This window comes from Paralteromonas sediminis, from assembly GCF_003820355.1.
GTDB classification, from domain to species: domain Bacteria; phylum Pseudomonadota; class Gammaproteobacteria; order Enterobacterales; family Alteromonadaceae; genus Alteromonas_F; species Alteromonas_F sediminis.
On the sequence record NZ_RPOK01000004.1, the window covers coordinates 16153 to 39032 of the forward strand.

The window sequence follows — 22880 nt, forward strand, 5'->3', positions numbered from 1 at the left end:
CAAGACACAATAATGACACTGGATTTGACACACTACCCAACTCTGGCTTTGGCGACTACACCTGAAGCGTTGAGAAAGCTGCCGCAGGACAAACTAAACAAGTTGTCAGAGGAATTACGCCAGTATTTGCTTACCAGCGTGAGTCAGAGCAGTGGTCACTTTGCATCTGGCCTGGGTACTGTAGAGCTGACGGTGGCGCTCCACTATGTATATAACACACCGTTTGATCGCTTGATTTGGGATGTGGGTCATCAAGCCTATCCTCATAAAATTATTACCGGGAGAGCCGAAAAAATGACAAGTATCCGTCAAAAAGACGGTCTTCATCCTTTTCCATGGCCCCCAGAGAGCGATTATGACACCTTCGCTGTAGGACACTCCTCTACCTCTATCAGCGCAGCATTGGGTATGTCAGTGGCTGCTGAAAAGGAAAATGCAGGTAGAAAAGTGGTAGCTGTTATCGGCGATGGTGCGCTTACTGCAGGCATGGCCTTTGAGGCGATGAATCACGCTGGTGACATCGGAAAGGATATGGTAGTTGTCCTGAATGACAATGAAATGTCTATCTCAGAAAATGTCGGTGCGCTCAATAGTCATCTGGCACGCTTGCTGACCGGAAACTTCTTTAACAGCATTCGCGATGGCAGCAAAAAATTACTGTCTAACGTACCCCCAATCAAAGAATTCGCCAGCCGTGCAGAAGAGCACATCAAAGGGATGGTTGTACCAGGCACCATATTTGAAGAACTAGGGTTTAATTACATAGGTCCGATTGATGGACACGATGTCAATGCTGTCGTAGATACACTGCGTAATATGCGTAACTTTTCCGGGCCGCATATTCTTCATGTCGTTACCAAAAAAGGTAAAGGCTATGAAGTTGCAGAAAAAGATCCCATCAAATTTCACGCTGTGCCCAAGTTTAATCCTGCAGAGGAAGCACTGCCAAAATCTGCCCCTGGAAAACCCACATTTTCTAAGATATTTGGTGACTGGCTATGCGATATGGCAAGCATCGATTCAAAGCTGATGGCCATTACGCCAGCAATGCGTGAAGGTTCCGGCATGGTCGAGTTTTCACAGCGCTTTCCTGAGCAGTATTTCGATGTCGCCATTGCCGAGCAGCACGCGGTAACCTTTGGCGCCGGCCTAGCGAAAGAAGGAATGAACGCCGTTGTTGCAATTTATTCCACCTTTTTACAACGGGCCTATGACCAGCTTATCCACGACGTTGCTATTCAGAATTTACCTGTCCTTTTTGCTATCGACAGAGCAGGTATTGTAGGTGCTGACGGTCCTACTCACCAAGGAGCCTTTGATATTTCTTATCTGCGATGCATTCCCAATATGATCGTAATGACTCCCGGTGATGAACAAGATTGTCGCGATATGCTGTATACCGGTCACCTGGCAGGTCAACCCGCAGCTGTCAGGTATCCGCGTGGAGCCGGCATGGGGGTAGAAGTAACGAGTGAAATGCGCCAGCTGGCAATTGGTAAATCAAGAACACTGCGACATGGGCAATCTGTGGCAATCCTGAATTTTGGTACATTGCTTCCCTACGCTTTAGAAGCAGCAGAGCAAAATAATTATAGCGTTATTGATATGCGCTTTGTTAAACCATTAGACACAGAGGTGATCACAAGACTGCTTGAAGATTACAACTTACTTGTTACCCTAGAAGACGGTTCAATTATGGGGGGAGCAGGGAGTGCAGTGAACGAGTATTTAATGCGTGTGAAAGCTAACATCAGCTGCCTCAACATTGGACTGCCCGATTCATTCATATTGCAGGGCACTCAGACAGAAATGTACAAGGTTCATCAATTGGATGCCGATGGCATTATCGCGCAAATTGACGCTTTTTTGAAAAATTAGAGCGTTAGAAACTCAAAATATAACAGGGCGTGCATTACTACGCACGCCATAACGCCCGCAGCAATATCATCCACCATAATTCCAAAGCCGCCTTTTACTTTTTTGTCCAATAAGCTGATTGGCCATGGTTTTACAATGTCAAAAAACCGGAACAACAAAAAGCCGACAATGGCTGTTGATGGATTAAAAGGCACTAATAGGAAAGTAATAAAAAGCCCCGCGAATTCATCCCACACGATGGCGCTGTGATCATGAACGCCAAGGTCTTTTGCAGTTTGGTCGCAAATCTTAATACCGGCTAGACAAACTAACACTGTTAACGCGATAAAAATTTCATCGGGAAATAAACTTGCCACCCATACTAAAGGTAACGCTGCCAAGGTACCAAATGTGCCGGGCATTTTTACTGCGAGACCAGAACCAAAACCTACGGCAAGAAAGTGCATAGGATGTGTCAAATCGAGTTTTTTTCTGGTTTCTGTATCCACTAAAAATGCTCAAAGCCTAGTTTTTCTGGTTTAGTATAAGGTTGATCACCAAGACGTAAATCCAAATGGGCACTTTGCCCTGTTATTTGACCTATACAAGTAGCTTGAAGGGAGGCGCCTGACAATACGGTTTCCAACTGTCCTTTTTGCTCTTCGCTTACAGTGAATAACAACTCATAATCATCACCTGCAGTTAGCGCCAGCTCAACAGACTTGTCTAACCCAACATGGTCAACCAGCTGATCAGAAAGAGGCAGCCTGTCGATAAATAACCGGGCACCGACATTAGATGCATTCATCACGTGCCTTAAGTCTGCCAAAAGACCATCGGATACATCAATACAGGACGTTGCAATACGCCTTAGCGATGTCCCCAACATTATTCTAGGTGTAGGGTTCAAATGACGTTCGACTAGATATTGCTCAGTGTCTGTTTTAATTTCCGCGCCGTCTTGTAACAAAGCCAGCCCCGCCCCAGCATCACCGAGCGAGCCCGTAACGTACAACCAATCACCGGGTTGTGCGCCAGAGCGTAACATTTGATTGCCTTCTGGAATAAAGCCCTGTGCAGTAACCGTAACAGAGAGAGGACCTCTGACTGTATCGCCACCAACGAGCTGCACTGAATAATACTCGAGAAGCTCATAGAAGCCCTCTGCAAAACTTTCCATCCATGCTTCATTGGTATCCGGCAATGACAGTGACATACTCAGCCATGACGGTTCTGCCCCCATGGCTGCAAGGTCGCTTAGATTCACCGCGACGGCCTTGTACGCCAAGGAGCGTGCTGGTGTATCTTTTAGAAAGTGCACACCTTCAACCAGCGTGTCTGTTGTCACAGCAAGTTGCTGATTTGGAGGGACAGACATAACAGCGCAATCGTCACCGATACCAACAACCACGTCTCGCCTGTGATGACCTTTTTGCTTAAAAAAACGGTCAATTAAGTCGAATTCTTTCATTACAAATGGGGACGCTTTATCGTTCGTTTTCGCGCAGTGTTTTAACCGCTTTATCAAGGGCACCATTGATAAACTTATGGCTTTCCTGCGCACCAAACGTTTTAGCTAGCTCAACATATTCGTTGATCACCACACGAAAAGGCACGTCAACACAAGCGATGAGTTCAAAGGTAGCTAACCGTAAGATGGCTTTCTCGATGGGGTCCAACTCTTCAGGTAAACGCCCCAAATAAGGCTTAATCTTTTCATCAAGTAAGACTACATCTTCAACGGTGCCGCGCAGTAGACGCTGGAAGAAAGGCATGTCAACTTTCTTCATGTCGTTACTGGTAGCCAGACTCAGTTCTATCTGTTCTATGGCATTATTGCTGAGCTGCCAGGAATAAATTCCCTGAACAGCTAGCTCTCTGGCTCGATGACGGTTAGACACTTTCACAAACTAGGCCTCAGCGTTAGAGTCAAGGGCAGCAATAACGTTTACCATTTCAAGTGCACCCAGCGCCGCTTCCGAGCCCTTATTTCCAGCTTTGGTACCCGAGCGCTCAATGGCCTGTTCTATAGAATCTGTGGTGATTACGCCAAAGGATACGGGAATATCAAACTCCAAAGACACTTGCGCTAATCCTTTGTTACACTCACCCGCAACAAAATCAAAGTGTGGGGTTCCTCCACGGATGACTGCGCCCAACGCAATAATGGCATCGTATTTTTTAGACTGGGCTACTTTTTTCGCTGCCAAAGGAAGCTCGTAAGCGCCTGGAACGCGGACGAGAGTAATATCAGTTTCGTTCACTTCGCCATGGCGCTCCAGCGTATCTAAGGCGCCTTCAAGTAAGCTTTCAACAACAAAGCTATTGAACCGAGATACAACGATTGCGAATTTTTTGCCAGTGGCACGCATGTTACCTTCTATAACTTGCATGGTATTTTTCTCCAAAGTGAAAGCGGCGCGAAGTATAGCGCCGTTAGTAAATGGTTTCCACCACTTCAAGCCCATAGCCAGACAATGCGTGATATTTAATGGGTTTACTCAGCAGTCGCATCTTCTTCACACCCAATGAGGCGAGGATTTGACTCCCAACGCCGACAGTGCGCGACGATCCCTTCCAGTCAGCACCGGTTGGCTTTTCGCCCCTGTCTTCAGCCGCAAAGCGTCTGACTTGCTCGGGAATGTCTTCCTGTTTGCCCAATACGACTAAAATGCCATCATCCTTTGCGATGCGCTGCATGGCTTGTGGTAACGTCATTGAACGGCTTATTGAACGCGTAGAACCTAGTAGATCGCTTAACGTGTTGTGCAAATGCACACGTACCAGCGTGGGCTCATCTTCGCTGATCTCACCGTGTTTCAATGCAAAGTGTAGCTGATTATCGATGGTATCTTTGAAGGTATGTAACTCGAAATCGCCGTACTCTGTTGGCAACTTACACTCTGACACTTTTTCAATCGTCGTTTCGTTAAGATTTCTATATTCAATAAGGTCGGCGATAGTGCCGATTTTAAGCCCATGCTTTTTTGCAAAGCTTTCTAATTCTGGACGCCTGGCCATTGAACCATCTTCATTAAGGATTTCCACAATGACCGCAGCAGGCTCACATCCGCTCAGGCGGGCAAGATCCACGCCGGCTTCAGTGTGCCCGGCTCGGTTTAATACGCCTCCAGCTTTTGCAATCAATGGAAAAATGTGACCCGGCTGAACAATATCGCTGGCTTTGGCATCTGGATTGACAGCAGCCAGAACGGTTGTAGCCCTGTCTGCAGCTGAAATGCCAGTTGTCACACCTTTTGCTGCTTCAATTGAAACCGTAAAATTGGTCGAAAACTGTGCGCCATTGTTATCTACCATCAGTGGTAAATTCAGTTTTCTGCAGCGCTCTTCAGTCATGGGCAAGCACACTAACCCTCTAGCATGGGTGACCATAAAATTAATGGCTTCTGGTGTAATGTGCTCGGCGGCCATAATTAGATCGCCTTCGTTTTCCCTATCTTCGTCATCCATTAAGATGACCATTTTGCCCTGACGAATATCGTCAATGATTTCTTCTGTTGTGTTAAGCGCCATGCTTTTGCCTTTTTTTAGTAGGGTAGCCGGTCTGTCTGACCTTAGTTTTTCAGGTATCCGTGTTCCGCTAAGAACGCTTCGGTAATACCGCTTTTTTTAGACTGGCTTATGGCCGCGTCATCGCCCATGACAAGTCTTTCTAGATACCTGGCAATGAGGTCGACTTCTAGGTTTACTCTTGTACCTGGCTTATATTGGCCGATCACTGTCTCTTGCAATGTATGTGGGATGATCCATAACATGAAGTCAGCCCCGTCGACCTTGTTGACCGTCAAACTGACACCGTCAACCGTTATACTGCCCTTATGGGCAATGTACTTTGCCAGCTCGTCGGGTGCCGTCACCCATATTTCAATATAGTCAGTGTGGTCAATAATGTCTTTGACTGTGCCCATACCATCAACGTGTCCAGACACGATATGCCCACCTAACCGTCCGCCAACTTGCATCGCTTTCTCGAGGTTAACCTTGCTACCCGAACCATAATCAGCAAAGCCAGTCAGCTTCATCGTTTCTGCTGACACGTCTGCCTTATAATAGCTGTCACCCATATCGACGACAGTCAGGCAAACACCGTTAGTGGCGATACTATCACCTAGGTTTACGTCTGACATGTCGAGGGATTGAGTTGCAACGGTAATTCTGCAGCTGTCTTGCCCTCTCTCAATAGAAGAAATTGTTCCGACCGATTCAATGATACCTGTAAACATAATCTCTCTTTAACGCTACTTGAGGTGATAAGTTAAACGCACGTCCTGACCAACCAAAGTCAGATCCTTTAGCCATAGTTCAGGACATTCGGCCAAATGAGAATATTGGGGCAATTTAAGCATAGGCAAGCCTTGGTCGCCCAATAGCTTAGGCGCAAGGTATATAATAAGTTCATCAACCAACTGTTGTGAGAGTAACTGACCCGCTAAGGTCGCACCGCTTTCAACCCAGAGCTGATTGACCTCACGTTTACCCAACTCCATGAGCATAGCATCAAGATCGACGTGATTACCCACCTGCTTTACTCGGCAATATTCTATACTGCCGGGGGTTGTTACTTCTTTTGTGGTAAAAACGATCGTTTTATGACCGTCATTAAAAATTTGAAACGTATCGGGCAACGAGCCAGTGCTATCAATAACATAACGTGCTGGCTGCCTAATTGGTAGATTGGGGTAGTCGTCAATTTGGGCTTGCTCAGGCCTTATCAACAAGCTTGGGTCATCTGCCCTCACCGTGCCTGAGCCTGTCAATATGGCACAGCTCTTTGCTCTGAACCGCTGTACATCCCTCCTAGCCTCGGGTCCTGTTATCCACTTGCTCTGACCGTTGGACAACGCTATTCGTCCATCCATGCTAGCCGCCAGTTTCAACGATACAAATGGCTTACCCTGTTTCATACGCTTAAAGAAGCCACGATTTAGCAGGGCCGCTTTGTCAGCCAACACCCCGGTAACCGTTTCTATGCCATGTTCGTTCAGTTTTTTGATCCCTCTACCTGCAACCAACGGATTAGGGTCAACATTGGCAACAACGACACGTTTCACCCCTGCATTTACCAGAGCATTAGCACATGGCGGCGTTCGTCCAGTATGGGAACAGGGCTCAAGAGTAACAAATGCAGTAGCACCTTTTGCCTGTTTGCCAGCGTCTCGCAAGGCATGCACTTCAGCATGCGCTTCGCCGGCTTTAAGGTGAGCTCCCTGGCCAACCAGGTTGCCATCGCTACTCACAATTACACACCCTACATTAGGGTTTGGAGATGTGGTATAGCACCCCTGCCAAGCTAGATCGATAGCGAGTGCCATCCATTTTTTATCGAGATCTGAATATGTGGTTAATTCCATCGCTAGGCGCGTTAGCTTGGCTCGTTTAGCTTGGCTATCGCCTCACCAAACTCTTTGATATCTTCGAAAGAACGGTATACAGATGCAAACCTGACATAAGCGACTTTATCAAGCACTTTAAGCTCATCCATTATCAGATTGCCGAGCATTTCACTGGGAATTTCTCTTTCTCCAGTAGCCCGCAGAGTAGATTTAATAGAAAGAATGCACTTTTCAATACTTTCAGTGCTTACCGGACGTTTCTCAAGGGCTCTTTGTAAACCGGCTCTGAGCTTATCCTCGTTGAAAGGTTCGCGTGAACCGTCTCGCTTAATAACCCGAGGCATGACTAATTCTGCCCCTTCGAAGGTTGTGAATCGCTCTCTACAAGCGGTGCATTCACGGCGACGACGCACTTGCTGGCCTCCAGCCACCAAGCGCGAGTCAATCACTTTAGTTTCATGTGCCGAACAGAACGGGCAAATCATCTAAATTCGTTATTCCCTTAAGCGTAAACAGGGTATTTTTTGCAGAGTTCGATCACTTCAGATTTCACCCTAGCTTCGACAGAGTCATCCCCCAGATTGTCAAGTACGTCGCAGATCCAAGTCGCTACTTGTTTAGCTTCGTCAAGACCGAAACCTCGGCGGGTAATAGCAGGTGAACCAATACGAAGGCCACTGGTGACAAAGGGTGAACGCGGATCGTTAGGGACTGAATTTTTATTCACTGTGATATTCGCTCTGCCCAATGCTGCGTCTGCATCTTTGCCCGTGATATCTTTGTCGATGAGATCTAGCAAAAATAAATGGTTGTCTGTTTTGCCAGAAACCACCTTGTAGCCGCGCTCCTGCATAACTGAAACCATGGCTTGTGCATTGGCAACCACATTCTGTTGATAGGTTTTAAACTCTGGTGCCAGGGCTTCTTTGAACGCAACGGCTTTAGCGGCAATTACATGACACAGAGGGCCGCCCTGATTGCCTGGGAATACAGAACTATTGAATTTTTTGTAAAGCGTTTCATCGCCACAAGAAGATAGAATCAACCCACCACGAGGGCCCGCAAGCGTTTTGTGAGTTGTTGTAGTCACCACGTGGGCGTGAGGTATGGGGCTAGGGTAAACACCTGCGGCGACAAGACCAGCCACGTGTGCCATATCAACAAGTAAGTATGCGCCTACTTTGTCTGCGATTTCACGGAAACGTTGCCAGTCAACAATGCCTGAGTAAGCAGAAAAGCCGCCAATAATCATTTTAGGCTTGTGCTCAAGCGCCAGCGCCTCAACCTGCTCGTAATCAATTTCGCCGGTTTCTTCATTGAGACCATACTGAACGGCGTGATAAGTTTTTCCTGAAAAGTTAACGTGGGCACCGTGAGTTAAATGGCCACCGTGAGCAAGACTCATACCCAATACAGTATCACCAGCTTCCAAGAGTGCCATGAACACGGCAGTGTTTGCCTGAGAACCAGAATGCGGTTGTACATTGGCATAGTCAGCGCCGAACAATTGCTTGGCGCGTTCGATTGCAAGGTCTTCTGCAATATCAACGTATTCACAGCCACCGTAATAGCGCTTTCCAGGATAACCCTCTGCATATTTATTGGTAAGCTGTGAACCTTGGGCTTCCAATACCCTGGGGCTACAATAGTTTTCCGACGCGATAAGCTCGATATGCTCTTCTTGACGACGGGTTTCTTTGGCAATAGCGTCAGCCAATTCAGGGTCAAAATCAGCGATAGTCATTTCGCGTGGTAACATGGGCGCTCCTTAACAGCTAGGTAGGTAGAATTTGATCAGCGCATATTTTAGCTATTTTGGGCGCTGTGTATACCGATTTATGAGCAAGCTTTGCACCGACCAGTGTAAAGCTTGCTTGGCCATTGGGTTATTTACTTTTTCTCTAATTGTTTCACTCTGTCAAACAGCTCGGGTAACTGTCTGGTTCGTACAGACATTTTGCGCCATTCTCGATTGGGCAATGCCGGCTGGCCCGACGAGTACACGCCCGGTTCAGTAATATCGTTCGTCACCATACTATTACCAGTGATTTGCACCTTGTCAGCAATTGTGATGTGGCCATTGATAGAGCACATGCCACCAATAACCACATACTTACCAATATGGGTACTGCCTGCCATACCAGTTGCACCGCATATGCACGCGTGATCGTCAATTGTGCAATTGTGTGCGACGTGTACTTGATTGTCCAAAATCACGTTTTTGCCAATGACAGTATTGCCAAGCGCGCCCCGATCAATCGTTACCCCTGATCCGATTGAGCACTTGTCACCCACTACGACGGTACCCACTTGAGGGATGGGCAGCCAATTACCCGCGTCATTTGCGAAACCAAATCCATCACATCCGATAACCGTCTGACTATGAATGATCACGTCGTCGCCTACTTGTACTTTGTGGTAAAGGGTCACGTTGGGATAAATGAGGCAGTTAGCGCCTATTTGTGAGCCTTGTTCAATAACGGTATTGGCGCCTATTACTGTATTATCATCAATGGTAACATCCTCACCAATAACGACATTAGCGCCAATGGCAACGTTTTCACCTAAACGCGCTGAATCTGCAATCACTGCAGAAGAAGCTATACCTTTTGCCAGCACGGGCGGCGTGTAAAAAAGCTGCGCGATCCTTGCGAAGGTGGCATGAGGGTTGTCGTGGACCAGCGCATTGCCTTTTACCTTGTCAACCATTTCAGCTGTCACAATTACCGCTGCTGCCCGCGTAGTCTCCAGTTGATGTTTGTATTTGGCATTGGTCAAAAAGGACACCTGGTTCGGGGTTGCTTCTGATAACGTATTTACACCTGTCACTTGGCAGTTGCTCTCTCCTGCCAACTCAGCCCCTACGCGCTCGGCAATATCTTTCAACGATAGCGTCAAATCAGTCATGAATTATTCCTGTTGTAAGGAAGGTCAAATCAAATTACGCAGAGTTTACCGGATTTTTGTCTTGCCTGACATAGAAGCACTCACTAAACGTCTGTACAATAATGGCGGTTATTTTATTCTTTTGTTTAGGACAGTCATGGCTCAATACGTATATAGCATGCATAGGGTGGGGAAAATTGTACCTCCCAACCGCCACATTCTAAAAAATATCTCTCTTAGCTTTTTTCCTGGTGCCAAAATTGGCGTTTTGGGGCTAAATGGTGCGGGTAAATCTACTTTACTGCGTATTATGGCTGGTATCGATAAAGATATTGAAGGTGAAGCAAGACCCCAACCTGGAATCAATATTGGTTATCTTCCACAAGAACCTAAACTGGATGAATCTAAAGATGTTAGAGGTAATATCGAGGAGGCTGTCGCAGATGTCGTGAATGCCCTTTCGAGACTAGACGAGGTATACGCAGCCTATGCAGACGAAAATGCTGACTTCGACGCCTTAGCAAAAGAGCAAGGCGAACTCGAAGCCATTATCCAAGCAAAAGATGGGCACAACCTTGAACAGTCACTAGAGCGCGCAGCGGACGCCTTGCGATTACCGCCTTGGGATGCCGATGTGTCTAAACTGTCAGGAGGCGAACGACGTCGTGTAGCACTATGTCGTTTATTGCTTGAAAAGCCAGATATGCTGTTGCTCGATGAACCAACAAACCACCTGGATGCAGAATCTGTTGCTTGGCTTGAACGCTTCTTACACGACTACGAGGGCACTGTGGTAGCCATTACCCATGATAGGTACTTCTTAGACAATGTGGCGGGCTGGATCCTCGAATTAGACCGCGGTGAAGGGATCCCCTGGGAAGGCAATTACTCCTCATGGCTCGAACAAAAGGAAAAGCGTCTTGAACAGGAAGAAAAGACAGAATCTGCAAGACAAAAGTCAATCAAACAAGAGCTTGAATGGGTACGTACCAACCCCAAAGGACGCCAGGCAAAAAGTAAGGCGCGTATGGCCCGATTTGAGGAACTTAACACCTCTGACTATCAGCGCAGAAATGAGACCAATGAGTTGTTTATCCCCCCGGGTGAGCGATTAGGCGATAACGTCATTGATGTATCGGATTTACACAAGTCATATGGTGATCGCGTATTGATCGATGGCATGAACTTTACCCTCCCCAAAGGCGCTATCGCGGGTATCATAGGTCCAAACGGCGCAGGTAAATCAACTCTCTTCAGAATGATCAGCGGCCAGGAACAACCTGACGGGGGAACAATCTCTGTCGGCGACACAGTGCAGCTTGCCAGTGTTGATCAATTCCGCGACCACATGGACGGAAACAATACAGTTTACAAAGAAATCTCAGACGACCAGGATGTCATTAAAATTGGTAGCTTTGAAATCAATAGCCGTGCCTACTGTAGCCGTTTTAACTTTAAGGGCACTGACCAGCAGAAGTTTATTAAAGATTTGTCTGGCGGCGAGCGAAACCGTGTTCATTTGGCGAAATTACTAAAAGCCGGTGGAAACGTATTATTGCTGGATGAGCCAACCAACGACCTTGATGTAGAAACCCTTCGCGCACTTGAGAATGCACTGTTGGAGTTTCCTGGCTGTGCCATGGTCATTTCCCATGACCGTTGGTTCCTTGACAGAGTAGCCACGCATATCATTGATTATCGAGATGAAGGCAAAGTTAACTTCTACGAAGGTAATTATTCTGACTATGAGCGTTGGCTTAAAGATAACTTTGGCCAGGATGTGGTAGAACCGCACCGCTTAAAATACAAAAAAATAAGTAAATAAAAATGGCCAGCCAGCATAGGCTGGCTGACCTAATAAGGCCTAGGGATCAATATAGGCCTTGGCTAACGCTACACAATAAGGCAGCACGCATCAGCATACTGGTAAACAACACTTAAAAATGTGTAGAAATGTAATCCTTGGCTGTGTATTGGTAAAAGCTTTGATACTCTTCGCCGTGTTATAGAAGCGGGAATATTTCTTTGAAAAACACAGTGAACATTTTGTTATTGCTCTTGCTTGTCTTTGCACAGGTAAGCATAGTCAGTGCAAACGTAGTCTGTACGCGCAATAAGGACTGTCCCGGCGACACAGGTTGGGAGTTGGGCGTAGCTATTGGCGTAGGAGGAATGACCAACCCTCTTGTGGGCGGTGACAACATTCCATTAGTCATTATTCCTGATATCGCCTATTACGGTGACAATTTGTATTTCGACAATGCAGAGTTTGGCTGGAGGACGTCGATTACCGCTCGCCACGAGATAAATCTGTTTGTTACTCCCAACAAAGAAAAAGCCTTTTTCAGCTTTTGGCACACCAGTAATATTTTAGGACCTATCTTTACGCTAGATTCCCCCTTTCAATCTGGCGATGAAATGAATATCGGCAATCCGATAATTGGTCAATCTACTGTGTCAATTGACGACGTATCCTCGCGAAAATGGGCGGCTGATGCAGGCGTGAGGTGGCGCTGGAAATGGAAAAACAGTGTTATTAATTCCAGTGTTTACGCTGATGTATCTGATGTGTATAAGGGCACTCACGGCTCGCTGTCTTTCACCAGTAAGTGGGCCTTTGACGATTGGACGGTTTACACCTCGCCAAACGTGCACTGGTACAGTGATAACCTGACAGATTATTATTATGGCATCAGAACACTTCCACTGTTGGGCAAGGGGTTAGGCTATGAGGGTAAAAGCGGTCTGCAGTTTGGCATGCGTGTGCTTGCGTTGCACAGCATTGATGACAGCTGGCATGTATTGATTCGGGCGAGTGCTGTTAAGCTCCATTCAGGAATGCGAAATAGCCCGCTTGTCGATTCTTCTACTGTGTTGAGTGGTTTTGTTGGGATGGCATATCAGTTTTGAGAAAAGCAGTTGTAATGCTTACTGCCAGCATTGTGGCAATGATATCTTTTTTATCCCAAGCTAGCAGTGACCCAGCGATATGGCGAGTCGAGCCTGACACCTGTCTGGTTAGTGAATCTGAAACACGTTGTTTTATGCGGGTATCCATTACCCTTCTCTCACTTTCTGTGGGCAAAGTTTGTATTATCGCCAATAAACAGGTGTTAACGTGTATGTATGAAGGCCAAAAAAGCGTGACTGTAGACATCACGCTTACATCAGATACCACATTGCACCTTAATGATACCAACGGAAAACGTCTCGCCGAGCATACCCTGGTTTTTAATAAACTCCTTGATGCAGATTTTAGTCAACGCACTCGATTACCTTGGAGCCTGTTTTGAGTACATTACAAACCTTACTGATTATTGAAGATGATGCCCGCCTTCGCGAGTTAACCGCTAACTATTTGAGTCAGCATGGGTTTGGTGTTATCGCGCTAGAAGATGGCTCCAACGTGAGTGATACGCTTATCAATCACAACGTTGATTTGATCATCTTAGATGTTATGTTGCCTGGTGATGACGGATTTGTTTTATGTCGCACTATACGCCGCACTTTTGATGGCCCTTTACTGTTTCTCACTGCAAAAACAGAACTCGCAGACGAGCTGCTTGGTTTTGAACTTGGCGCAGACGATTATATTACCAAACCAGTAGAGCCTTCCGTCTTACTGGCGAGGGTACAGGCGCTACTACGTCGTTCCTCGATAAAGCATTCAGATAATACCTCTGCGCTTGTGTTTGGAGAGCTGACCATCGACCAACAGGCAAGACGGGTGTTACTCGGACAAGAGCAGGTGACATTAACGAGCCACGAATTTGACCTTTTAGTATTACTGGCAGAAAATGCCGGCGCTGTAGTAGAGCGTGATCGGATATATAACGAGCTGATTGGTAGAGAATATGATGGTTTAGACCGCTCTGCTGACGTGCGTATCTCCCGATTGCGCAAGAAGTTAAAAGACAATGCGCAGCAACCTTACAGGATTAAAACCATTTGGGGTAAGGGCTTCTTTTTCGTTGCCGATGCCTGGAGCTAACTATTCATGTCTCGGTTGTTTATAAGCCTGTATGTTTTCGTTGCGATAAGCATATTGGTGTTAGGGATTGGCTTAGAAAAGCTACTCATCAACAAACAATCAGCACAAACACCTGCTCAAAAAGCCATATTGTCCCTGGTTACCGCCAACCGAAATCAACCTGATACGTTGTTAAAGCTGCTTAGGCAAGCTGGCGCTAAAACCCAAGTCTACCCAGCGAGCCAATTTTCCCCTTATTCTACCCATGGGGCCGCACTAGAAAATAATGAGGTCATTCAGGGTATAGCCGACGATGATTGGCTTATTCTTATTCCCACTAACCAAGACACAGTTGTGCAGGCTCGTTTCGCGAATACTAAAAATTCATCAATGTCTTGGATATTATACAGTACTTTATTTTTTGGCTTTCTTGGTGTGGCAATTGCTATTTGGGTTGTTCCAATTTGGCGTGATCTCAGAAAACTAAGCACCGCCACAGAAACATTGCAAAAAGACGGTACCCTTGAAGTCCCTAAGATTCCTGCACATTCACCGTTGCAACCTCTAGTAGAAGGGTACAACGCCCTTAACAGTAATATCAAAACACTACTGCACCAACACAAAGCGCTTGCGGGTGCTATTACTCATGAGTTTAAGACGCCTTTGGCTCGCCTTCGCTTTGCGTTGGTCTCTCCGGGTCAGTATGACAAAAAGCAAATTCAGGCAATACGTGCAGACATCACTGAGCTGGAACATTTGGTTCAGGAAATGCTGGATTTTACCCGTCTTGACGTTCACGAACCAGATCTGCACATAGAGGATATTCCCATACAGGCGCTTTGCGAGCAACGTCTATCCAAATTCAGACCCGGTACTTCAATTACATTAGAATGTGTAGCTGATAACGTCACACTGCTCGCCGATGCGACTTTACTCACCCGAGCCATTGATAATTTGTTGGCCAACGCGCTACGCCATGCTAAGGCGCGTGTTCGCATTGCTGTAAGTATTATGGAACACGTCGTCATCAGTGTTGAGGACGATGGTGACGGTGTACCCGATAGTGACAAAGAGAAAGTCTTTGAGCCCTTCTACAGGGCTGATACGCATCGCTCAAGGCAGCACGGAGGGACAGGCTTAGGCTTGGCTATTGTGCAACGTATTATGCACTGGCATAAAGGTACTTGTAGCGTTACGAATTCGGCCCTGGGTGGCGCTGCCTTTATGCTCAAATTTGATGCGCGCTCACACCGCCTCTAATGCTTCAGAGAGACGAGATACACCTGTAACGTGTAACCCTTCTATGGTCTTTTTAGGCATATTTGCCTTGGGCACTATGGCGCGTTTAAACCCGTGCTTTGCGGCTTCCATTAAACGTTCCACGCCATTTGGTACCGGACGTATTTCGCCAGCCAAACCAACCTCACCAAATACGATTAATTCCTGTGGCAATGGTTGATTGCGAAAGCTGGATATCATGGCCAGTAGCAGAGCCAAATCTGCACCGGTTTCAGCAACTTTGACACCTCCGACAACGTTAACGAATACGTCCTGGTCGTTCATCTGAACATTGCCGTGCCTGTGTAAAACAGCCAGCAACATAGCCATTCTATTTTGCTCAAGCCCCACTGCAACGCGTCTTGGGTTAGCAATTTGTGAATAGTCGACCAAAGCCTGCAGTTCGACTAATAAAGGGCGTGTCCCCTCCCATACAACCATCACACTGCTTCCCGCAGAGGGTTCTTCAGCTCGGCTTAAAAAAATGGCGGAGGGGTTTCCCACTTCTTTAAGACCTTTGTCTGTCATACCAAACACACCCAATTCATTGACCGCCCCAAAACGATTTTTGTGTGTTCGTAGTGTTCTGAAGCGTCCGTCGCTTTCACCTTCCAGCATCATTGAGCAATCAATACAATGCTCTAGCACTTTCGGTCCGGCGAGACTCCCTTCTTTGGTTACGTGGCCAACAATAAACATTGCAATATGATGCTGTTTGGCAAAGCGGGTTAGATAAGCGGCACTTTCTCTTACTTGCGAAACACTGCCAGGCGCTGACTGCACATCAGAAACGTGCATAACCTGAATAGAATCAACCACCATCACATCAGGCTTCTCCTTTAAAGCCAGCTGACAAATGGTTTCCACATGGGTTTCAGCCAATAATTGAAGCTTGTCCTTAGGTAACTGTAAACGCTGAGCGCGCATGGCAACCTGTTGCAGAGATTCCTCACCGGTGACATAGAGTGTTTTTCTACCTGTGGCCAGAAAACACATTACCTGAAGTAGCAGTGTGCTTTTTCCTGCACCAGGTGAACCTCCAATTAACATAGCTGCTCCGGGCACAATTCCGCCGCCCAGTACCCTGTCTAGCTCTTTAAAACCAGATGTGAATCGCGGCAAAGCGTTAATGTCTATGCTATCGAGACGCTGAACTGTTGCCTCAGTTTGTCCGGCATACCCAGTAAAACCGGCGCTTGCATTTTTATCCGCAGAGACGGTGATTTCCTGAAGCGTGTTCCATGCCTTACATTCACCACACTGCCCTTGCCATCGCATGAAATCAGCACCGCACTCTGTGCATACATAAGCCGTTTTTCGCTTTGCCATTCGTTACCTGTCGGTTTATATTCACTGATAGCGAAGTGTAACCTATAATTCGAGCATAGCCGACTGAATTCAGGCCGGTTTTCGTTCTATGAGTCAAGCTCTTAGCGTTATCGCCGATAAGGGGTAACTCATTGATGTTTTGTACCAAAAAGGCTAATGGATGTCGCAAGATCTGCAACAATACGCACCAATAATTGAACAACTCAAGCCTATGGTTCGTGAGCCAGAGTTCAATCAGGTGGTTGATCAAATTGCTGCAGATGTGCCGAAAGAAAAACGCTTTTTAATTAAAATGGAGGTCAGACGCCTCGCCAAGCCCTGCATCCGCTCGATAGATTTGCGCAGTCAGGTAGAGGGTGATTGTGAACTCTATGAATACGATGGAATAAAGCACTTTTTAGATGAGACGGCGATAGAACTGTTTGAACAACAAATCCGAATCTTTGGTGAATATACCTTTGGGGTATATGAGGCGATACTGAGTCATACCAGAGACGCTATCGAGCAAACTCGAAAAGACGCCGCGAAAGACGCCGCGGCGGCTGACGAAGACCCCGCGTCTAATAAGCGCTACTCTGCGCCAATCGTAAACCTTCTCGAATACGCACAGCGACATCACGAAAGGATGAACTTCGCCGTTGCTATTGAAGTGTTTACTGAGCATAACAAAAGTGTGCTAGCCACAAGTATCGATATCTCTACCCATGGCATGAAAATGCGAACCGGCTCAGACATGGAGTTTAAGAAAAGCGAGAAAGTATCAGTATACTTCAGAGGGTTAGAGTCAGAGTTTGCTTTGGATAAACGAGATGCAGTGACCTATTTTGTAGTTGCAAGCGAGCGCGATAAAAAAGAGCAAGTCGTTAGACTGAAACGCGCTACAGATTACCCTAATCCGCCTTTTGATCAGTTCCTTGAAAAGTTTATTCACGGTAATAAACGCCGCTACAAAGTCAATATGAACAACACGATTGACGCCATTATCAATAAATCGTGCGAGCAATACTTGACACCAAGATTGCCTTCTTTGCCAGTTTTTATCGATCAAGTAGACAACGATTTTACGCCCCGGTATGCCATGACCACACTGGCTAACCGCGACATTATCGATTATTGGACTGATGAAGAAGAAAACATAAAACTCGGTTTTATGCTCAGTCAGGACAGGTTGAAGCAACTATGCACAAAGGCCAATGAAAATGAAATGATTGTGTTTTGTTTCAATCATATTCAGAACGATCGTATTTATTTTTACTCTGCTACGCCAGAAGAGCTCGAAAACGCGCCAAAGCTGAAAAATATATTTCTCGGATTCGGCGCAAGAAAAATCAGCTGGCGTGTTTTTAAACTTAAAAGTACACAGGTATCACCCGAGGATGCGCACACCCCACTCTCTATTCCCGATAGTATAAGTGTAAAAATCAAACGCCAGAGTGCCCCCCCCGCTCCCAGACTGATGGCACGCTTAAAGAATATCAGACACCTGGTTTACATTACTGATATTACCGACGAAACAGGCCAGCAGTGCTATGCCAGTCATAAAGTCGCTCGGGAATCTATCAGACATCTGCGCATATTTGGCCACCCAAGAAACCGAATCCCTGCCGATATTAAAGTGTTCCGCTACAAATATTCTGAGAGCCGCATAGAAACGCGTTATTTGCTGCGCTCACCTGTTGAACTCAGTATCAACGATGTAGTAGTTGCAGGAATTACAGAAGATATCTCAGTGCAAGGCCTTAAAATCGAATTAGCCAGCCCATTTCATGGCGCGGTTGACAACCGAGTGACTCTCAATTTTAAAAAATTGCAGGCCATGACAACCAAACATGACGTCTCCGCATTGCAATACAGAGTGGTAAATATCACCAGTGAATATAGTGTACTGCACCTGCGCAGTATTAACGGTGATGACGGTAAACCGGCCCGAAAGTTTTTTGAAGAATTGATAAAACAAAATCGGGCACGTCTAAAGACCTATCCAGAAGAAGAAGAGTTTCCGGGTATTGGTCAGGCAATGCGCTTCATGCACGCTAAAAATACGGCCTTTATGTCGTTTGTAGCACACAAGAAAAAAGGGCGCTTTTATCCCTATGCCTGCGTCATGCCGGAGCAACAGAGCAGACTAAAAACCTTAGCCAGCTTTATGGCGGAGAGTAACAGAGCCAATCTGGAATTCCTCTATCGAGACAGAACCGCAGAGCAAGCCTTTATTGAACTCGGGTTTAAGCAAACGCGCGCTGAAAACAGAAATATCAGCGGTGAGCTATTTATGATGTTTGATCCTCTGCAAAAAAATCCAAAAATGTCGATTATTACCCGCTGGTCGCATAGATTTAATAACCACGGAGTGCGCCAGTCTTTCATCGACGAAGCGTTGAAACGGGGTCAATTCATAGCGGTCAAAGTGATATTGGCCAATACTGACAAGCCTGATATGGAGCTGTTACAACTGGAAATGAACTATATCAGTATGTATGCACTTCACCGGGCGAAGGAATTAGAAGAGCAACTGTGGGCAACGGCGGGATGCGTTTTTGTACACGACATCACCGATGAAGTGCTAATGCGTTATCAATATTCAGCGTCGGTGGTGGCGAAAAATCAACAAACACCCGCCGCACACAAAATAGAAGTAGACGGCATCAAGGCCTTATTAGGAAGTGGACAGGAGTAATTCAAGGCATGCGCCAAGAACGTACAAAACAAAAAGAAAAAGCGCGTCAACAATCAAATGAAGCAAAAAGCGACGAGTCAAATGAGAAAGGCACGTCACCCTCTGTTGCATTCACCGATCCTAAAAACAAAATTTGGGTGATTTTGTCTGCGAGTATGGCAATTACCGTACTGGCAGCTCAGATATTTCAAGGCGTAGCCGTTCTCAACTCTATGGCTTCTATTTACAGTGCTATGTTATGGACGGGTATTTTTGGTGCGGCTTTGGCTAGGTATATGTTGAAAAGCGGCTGGTTTGGCTTCGCACTGGGCAGTGCTGCTGGTGCAGCACTGACGATCCTGATAGGTATTTTCGCTTAGTACACTGTGTTTTTTTTGCAATTAGGGTTTAAGCAAAAGCAACAGCGCATCCAATGGCAAGTGATTTACCGCTGCATCCGCTTGTGTTCTAACAGTAGGTTTGGCGTGAAAAGCCACACCTAGTGAAGCTTGACGCATCATGAGTACATCATTAGCACCATCACCGATAGCAACAGTTTGATGTGGCGCAATATTGTATTTTTGCTGGAGCGCAACGACGGTTTCAGCCTTTACCTGGGCATCAATAACCCTGCCCTTGGTCTTACCTGTCAATTTACCATTTTCTAGTGCGAGCACATTTGAAACGGCGTCATCCAATTCAAGCCATGCTTTGAGATGATCAGCGAAATACGTAAATCCGCCTGAAGCGATCGCCAAGACCCATTGGCGTTTCTTTAGCTCTGTCAGCAAGGTGACTAAGCCTGGCATCAGAGGAAGCGCTGACTTTATTTGCAAAAGTGCAGATTCTTCAACCCCCTCAAGGCATGCAACGCGGGTTTTCAAACTTTGTGCAAAATCTAGCTTTCCTTGCATAGCTTGCTCAGTAACAGCAGCCACATCGTCATAGCGACCAGCCAAACGGGCGATTTCGTCAATACACTCCATTTGAATCATAGTACTGTCCATGTCCATAACCAGCAGTCCTGGTTCACTCAAACTCGGTGCTAAATGCGTTAGCGCAATTTCCATTGAAAATTGCTGTGCCAATTTAGCCGCGAGCTCTTTTATGTGTGCTTCAGTGTCTGTAATGTCAACTGCAACCACAAGGCCATAACAGGACAATAAGCCCGATAATGGATGCAGAGAAACCGATAAAATACGGCAATGCTTGTGCAACGCTGATAACACCGCATGCACGTTATCAAAAGAGAGAGCTGGTGAAATTAAAGTAAGCGCATACTCACTGTTTACACTTTTCTCTAGCGGGGAAAACCCATTTTCAGGATGCCATGCAACCCCTTGGGGTTTAGAGAAAATGTACTGGTAAAAGTCAAAATGTGATTTCAATGCATGTCCTTTATATTACTGGCACCGGATCGTGAGGTGTCATCCTACCTGATGTCTCAATGGGGTGAAATACCGCTTGGCAAAATCTTGCTGATCCTCTATGTTGCTAGTATGCACTCAAATATCGTAACCATGACAGTACCTTCGCTATTTAAGACTACAAACGACGCTCAGCGCAGCACTGTTCTGTATAAGCAGTTGCACTCGCGTTCAACCATTTTTAAGCGCGTTTTGCATATTATTTTCTTCGCACTATCTGTGTATCTTATATTGCTTTTGATATATCAGTTTCAGTCTTATCTTGAGCAGCAACATGAATCGCAAACCGCATTTGGTAAGGCTGATGATCGTTATCACCTCTATCAACAGATGACTCAACTTGCTGCACAACAATGGTCACAGCTTCAGCACCTTCCCCAGGATTCGCACATGGGATTTTTGGCTTCTTGGGTTGCCATACCAAATGTAAAAGCCCTTGCGATATACTCAATTAATGGCTCTGAACAACTGAGAATTCCCGAAGACATCGACCTTAAATCCATCCTCACGCATCCTGGTCATCACGTTATAACGTCGGCCAATTATTTTGTTGATGACAAACCGTTAGGCTATGTTGTGGTAGTGGTTGATGACGCTAGTTTCAGGGCGCATTACTCAAAGCGCATTACCGACATGCTCGACAAGCTTTTCAGTTCACTGGTGTTAGGCATTATTGCAGGTATATATCTAACCAGGTCGGGGTTGAAATTACTTTATAAATTAAGGGAAAACAGTGATAAGTAATTTTCCGAGGTTTGTTTTGCCACCTCTTCAAATGGGCGTTTTATCGTTGTAGATAACGCTTCACAAACCTCAGTGAGATTCTCTGGTTCATTACGTTTTCCCTGTTTTCCATACACTGGCATATCAGGTGAATCTGTTTCCAACACCAAATGCTTCGTATCAATATGTTTCAGCGTTTCTCTGGTTTTACTTCCGCGTGGATAGGTAATGGTGCCGCCAATACCCAACAAAAAGCCCGCTTCGATAAAGCGCATTGCTGACTCTTTACTGCCTGAAAAAGCATGCACAATGCCGCCTTCAGTAAAACGCAGCTTTTTTATCACCCTCAGTAAATCTTGTTGTGTTTTCCTGTGATGCAAAATAACAGGCAGCTTCAACGCACTGGCGAGTGCCAATTGCTTTTCAAATGCCACCAACTGACGCTCATACGGCACATCAATTACTGCATCTAAGCCTATTTCTCCAATAGCAATTGCACGGTTATCACGGCGTTCAAATCTTAATTCTAAGTACTGAAAATCAGACTGCCACTGTGAAGTGAGAAAATACGGGTGTAAACCAAGCGAGTAATCGATGCAGGCATATTGTTGCGACAGGCCGTATTGTTTATGCCACCCTGCTTTAGTGGTTCCTGGGACATGCAGTCTTTGAATGCCTGCTGTCAATGCGCGCTGTAGGACCTGGTCTATATCATCACTAAAAACGTCCAAGTCTAGATGGCAATGACTATCTACTAAGGGTTGAGACGTTGTACCTGCCAATTGTTGCCATCCTCGGTGGTATATCGGAATCGGTCATGTAACCGATGTTCCCCGCCCTGCCAAAATTCAATAGTGTGCGGTACCACATAGAATCCTCCCCACAATTTTGGCCTAGGGATGTCTGCTTCACGGTATTGCTCGGACAATTGCTCCAATGAGGTGACCAGAGTAGCCTTGCTTGCTAATGGTCGACTTTGCTGAGACACCACCGCCCCTAATTGACTTGCTTTGGGTCTAGAAGCAAAGTAAGCATCATTTTCGTCTTCACTCAGCTTGAAGGCTTGTCCCAACACCATCACTTGTCGTTCCATTAAATACCAAGGAAAGTGCAGTGACACATTGTTATTGCCCGCAATATCAGATGCTTTATTGCTTTCGTAGTTGGTGTAAAAAACGAAATGATTTTCGGGGCGACCTTTCAGCAACACTATGCGCTGGGAGGGATGTCCTGAACTATCCACAGTGGCAAGCGTCATGGCATTTGGGTCAGGAATGTCACCTTCGATGACCTGTTGTAGCCAGTTATCGAAGAGGTCTAAAGGGTTAGGTGTCAAATCTGACTCTGTTAAAGAATCCAGCGTATAGTTTCTGCGCAAATCGGTAAGTGCCATCGAGACC

23 protein-coding genes are annotated in these 22880 nt (G+C 46.2%); 9 read left to right on the forward strand and 14 right to left on the reverse strand.

Annotation, left to right across the window (positions count from 1 at the left end; translation table 11 throughout):
* The first annotated feature begins 12 nt into the window (after positions 1-12).
* The gene (gene dxs, locus DRW07_RS12155) at positions 13-1878 is read left to right on the forward strand and encodes a 1-deoxy-D-xylulose-5-phosphate synthase (RefSeq protein WP_124028208.1); all 1866 of its coding nucleotides are present in this window, start codon (positions 13-15) and stop codon (positions 1876-1878) included.
* On the opposite strand, the gene DRW07_RS12160 is transcribed toward dxs, so the two are convergent.
* From DRW07_RS12160 to lpxD, 10 genes are all read right to left on the reverse strand, one after another.
* Positions 1875-2366 carry a phosphatidylglycerophosphatase A family protein gene (locus DRW07_RS12160; RefSeq protein ID WP_124028209.1) on the reverse strand — a complete coding sequence of 164 codons (492 nt, stop codon included), beginning with the start codon at positions 2364-2366 and terminating at the stop codon, positions 1875-1877. The genes dxs and DRW07_RS12160 overlap by 4 nt on opposite strands.
* Entirely contained in the window at positions 2366-3328 is a 963-nt protein-coding gene (gene thiL, locus DRW07_RS12165) for a thiamine-phosphate kinase (RefSeq protein ID WP_124028210.1), read from the reverse strand. The genes DRW07_RS12160 and thiL overlap by 1 nt, the downstream gene beginning before the upstream one ends.
* 16 nt (positions 3329-3344) lie before the next feature.
* Positions 3345-3764: a transcription antitermination factor NusB gene (gene nusB / locus DRW07_RS12170; RefSeq protein WP_124028211.1), complete on the reverse strand. Its 420-nt coding sequence runs from the start codon at positions 3762-3764 to the stop codon at positions 3345-3347.
* A 3-nt stretch (positions 3765-3767) separates the two neighbouring features.
* Positions 3768-4250 (reverse strand): 6,7-dimethyl-8-ribityllumazine synthase, encoded by a 483-nt coding sequence (gene ribH, locus DRW07_RS12175; protein WP_124028212.1) that lies wholly within the window; start codon positions 4248-4250, stop codon positions 3768-3770.
* A gap of 43 nt (positions 4251-4293) precedes the next feature.
* Entirely contained in the window at positions 4294-5391 is a 1098-nt protein-coding gene (gene ribBA, locus DRW07_RS12180) for a bifunctional 3,4-dihydroxy-2-butanone-4-phosphate synthase/GTP cyclohydrolase II (RefSeq protein ID WP_124028213.1), read from the reverse strand.
* Positions 5392-5432: 41 nt separating this feature from the next.
* On the reverse strand, positions 5433-6101 hold the full coding sequence (locus DRW07_RS12185; protein ID WP_124028214.1) for a riboflavin synthase: 669 nt from the start codon (positions 6099-6101) through the stop codon (positions 5433-5435).
* A gap of 15 nt (positions 6102-6116) precedes the next feature.
* Positions 6117-7229, reverse strand: a complete 1113-nt coding sequence (ribD, locus tag DRW07_RS12190; RefSeq protein ID WP_124028215.1) for a bifunctional diaminohydroxyphosphoribosylaminopyrimidine deaminase/5-amino-6-(5-phosphoribosylamino)uracil reductase RibD — start codon at positions 7227-7229, stop codon at positions 6117-6119.
* Positions 7230-7240: 11 nt separating this feature from the next.
* Entirely contained in the window at positions 7241-7696 is a 456-nt protein-coding gene (nrdR, locus tag DRW07_RS12195; protein WP_124028216.1) for a transcriptional regulator NrdR, read from the reverse strand.
* Between the two features lie 17 nt (positions 7697-7713).
* Positions 7714-8970 carry a serine hydroxymethyltransferase gene (gene glyA / locus DRW07_RS12200; protein WP_124028217.1) on the reverse strand — a complete coding sequence of 419 codons (1257 nt, stop codon included), beginning with the start codon at positions 8968-8970 and terminating at the stop codon, positions 7714-7716.
* Positions 8971-9101: 131 nt separating this feature from the next.
* Positions 9102-10118 carry a UDP-3-O-(3-hydroxymyristoyl)glucosamine N-acyltransferase gene (lpxD, locus tag DRW07_RS12205; RefSeq protein WP_124028218.1) on the reverse strand — a complete coding sequence of 339 codons (1017 nt, stop codon included), beginning with the start codon at positions 10116-10118 and terminating at the stop codon, positions 9102-9104.
* A 136-nt stretch (positions 10119-10254) separates the two neighbouring features.
* Here lpxD and ettA point away from each other — a divergent pair, with 136 nt between their 5' ends.
* From ettA to DRW07_RS12235, 5 genes are all read left to right on the forward strand, one after another.
* Positions 10255-11922: an energy-dependent translational throttle protein EttA gene (gene ettA / locus DRW07_RS12210; protein WP_124028219.1), complete on the forward strand. Its 1668-nt coding sequence runs from the start codon at positions 10255-10257 to the stop codon at positions 11920-11922.
* 200 nt (positions 11923-12122) lie between these two features.
* A complete protein-coding gene (locus DRW07_RS12220; protein WP_124028220.1) occupies positions 12123-13007 on the forward strand; it encodes a MipA/OmpV family protein in 885 nt (294 codons plus the stop codon).
* A 14-nt stretch (positions 13008-13021) separates the two neighbouring features.
* The gene (locus DRW07_RS12225) at positions 13022-13390 is read left to right on the forward strand and encodes a DUF3019 domain-containing protein (protein ID WP_124028221.1); all 369 of its coding nucleotides are present in this window, start codon (positions 13022-13024) and stop codon (positions 13388-13390) included.
* On the forward strand, positions 13387-14088 hold the full coding sequence (locus tag DRW07_RS12230) for a response regulator (RefSeq protein WP_124028222.1): 702 nt from the start codon (positions 13387-13389) through the stop codon (positions 14086-14088). The genes DRW07_RS12225 and DRW07_RS12230 overlap by 4 nt, the downstream gene beginning before the upstream one ends.
* Before the next feature lie 6 nt (positions 14089-14094).
* Positions 14095-15327, forward strand: a complete 1233-nt coding sequence (locus DRW07_RS12235) for an ATP-binding protein (protein WP_124028223.1) — start codon at positions 14095-14097, stop codon at positions 15325-15327.
* Here the strand turns inward: DRW07_RS12235 and radA are convergent.
* Positions 15313-16674 (reverse strand): DNA repair protein RadA, encoded by a 1362-nt coding sequence (gene radA, locus DRW07_RS12240; protein ID WP_124028224.1) that lies wholly within the window; start codon positions 16672-16674, stop codon positions 15313-15315. The genes DRW07_RS12235 and radA overlap by 15 nt on opposite strands.
* Positions 16675-16834: 160 nt before the next feature.
* Between radA and DRW07_RS12245 the strand changes: the two genes are divergently transcribed.
* The gene (locus DRW07_RS12245) at positions 16835-19351 is read left to right on the forward strand and encodes a PilZ domain-containing protein (RefSeq protein WP_124028225.1); all 2517 of its coding nucleotides are present in this window, start codon (positions 16835-16837) and stop codon (positions 19349-19351) included.
* Positions 19352-19359: 8 nt separating this feature from the next.
* Positions 19360-19710 carry a hypothetical protein gene (locus DRW07_RS12250; protein ID WP_124028226.1) on the forward strand — a complete coding sequence of 117 codons (351 nt, stop codon included), beginning with the start codon at positions 19360-19362 and terminating at the stop codon, positions 19708-19710.
* Between the two features lie 21 nt (positions 19711-19731).
* Here DRW07_RS12250 and serB read toward each other — a convergent pair whose 3' ends face one another.
* Positions 19732-20718 (reverse strand): phosphoserine phosphatase SerB, encoded by a 987-nt coding sequence (gene serB / locus DRW07_RS12255; RefSeq protein ID WP_124028227.1) that lies wholly within the window; start codon positions 20716-20718, stop codon positions 19732-19734.
* A 3-nt stretch (positions 20719-20721) separates the two neighbouring features.
* Between serB and DRW07_RS12260 the strand changes: the two genes are divergently transcribed.
* A complete protein-coding gene (locus tag DRW07_RS12260) occupies positions 20722-21501 on the forward strand; it encodes a hypothetical protein (protein WP_124028228.1) in 780 nt (259 codons plus the stop codon).
* Here DRW07_RS12260 and DRW07_RS12265 read toward each other — a convergent pair.
* Both DRW07_RS12265 and pdxH read right to left on the reverse strand, forming a co-directional pair.
* Positions 21471-22262, reverse strand: a complete 792-nt coding sequence (locus tag DRW07_RS12265) for a TatD family hydrolase (RefSeq protein ID WP_165870490.1) — start codon at positions 22260-22262, stop codon at positions 21471-21473. The two genes, DRW07_RS12260 and DRW07_RS12265, sit on opposite strands and share 31 nt — an antisense overlap.
* Entirely contained in the window at positions 22235-22873 is a 639-nt protein-coding gene (gene pdxH / locus DRW07_RS12270; RefSeq protein ID WP_124028230.1) for a pyridoxamine 5'-phosphate oxidase, read from the reverse strand. The genes DRW07_RS12265 and pdxH overlap by 28 nt, the downstream gene beginning before the upstream one ends.
* Positions 22874-22880 lie beyond the last annotated feature (7 nt).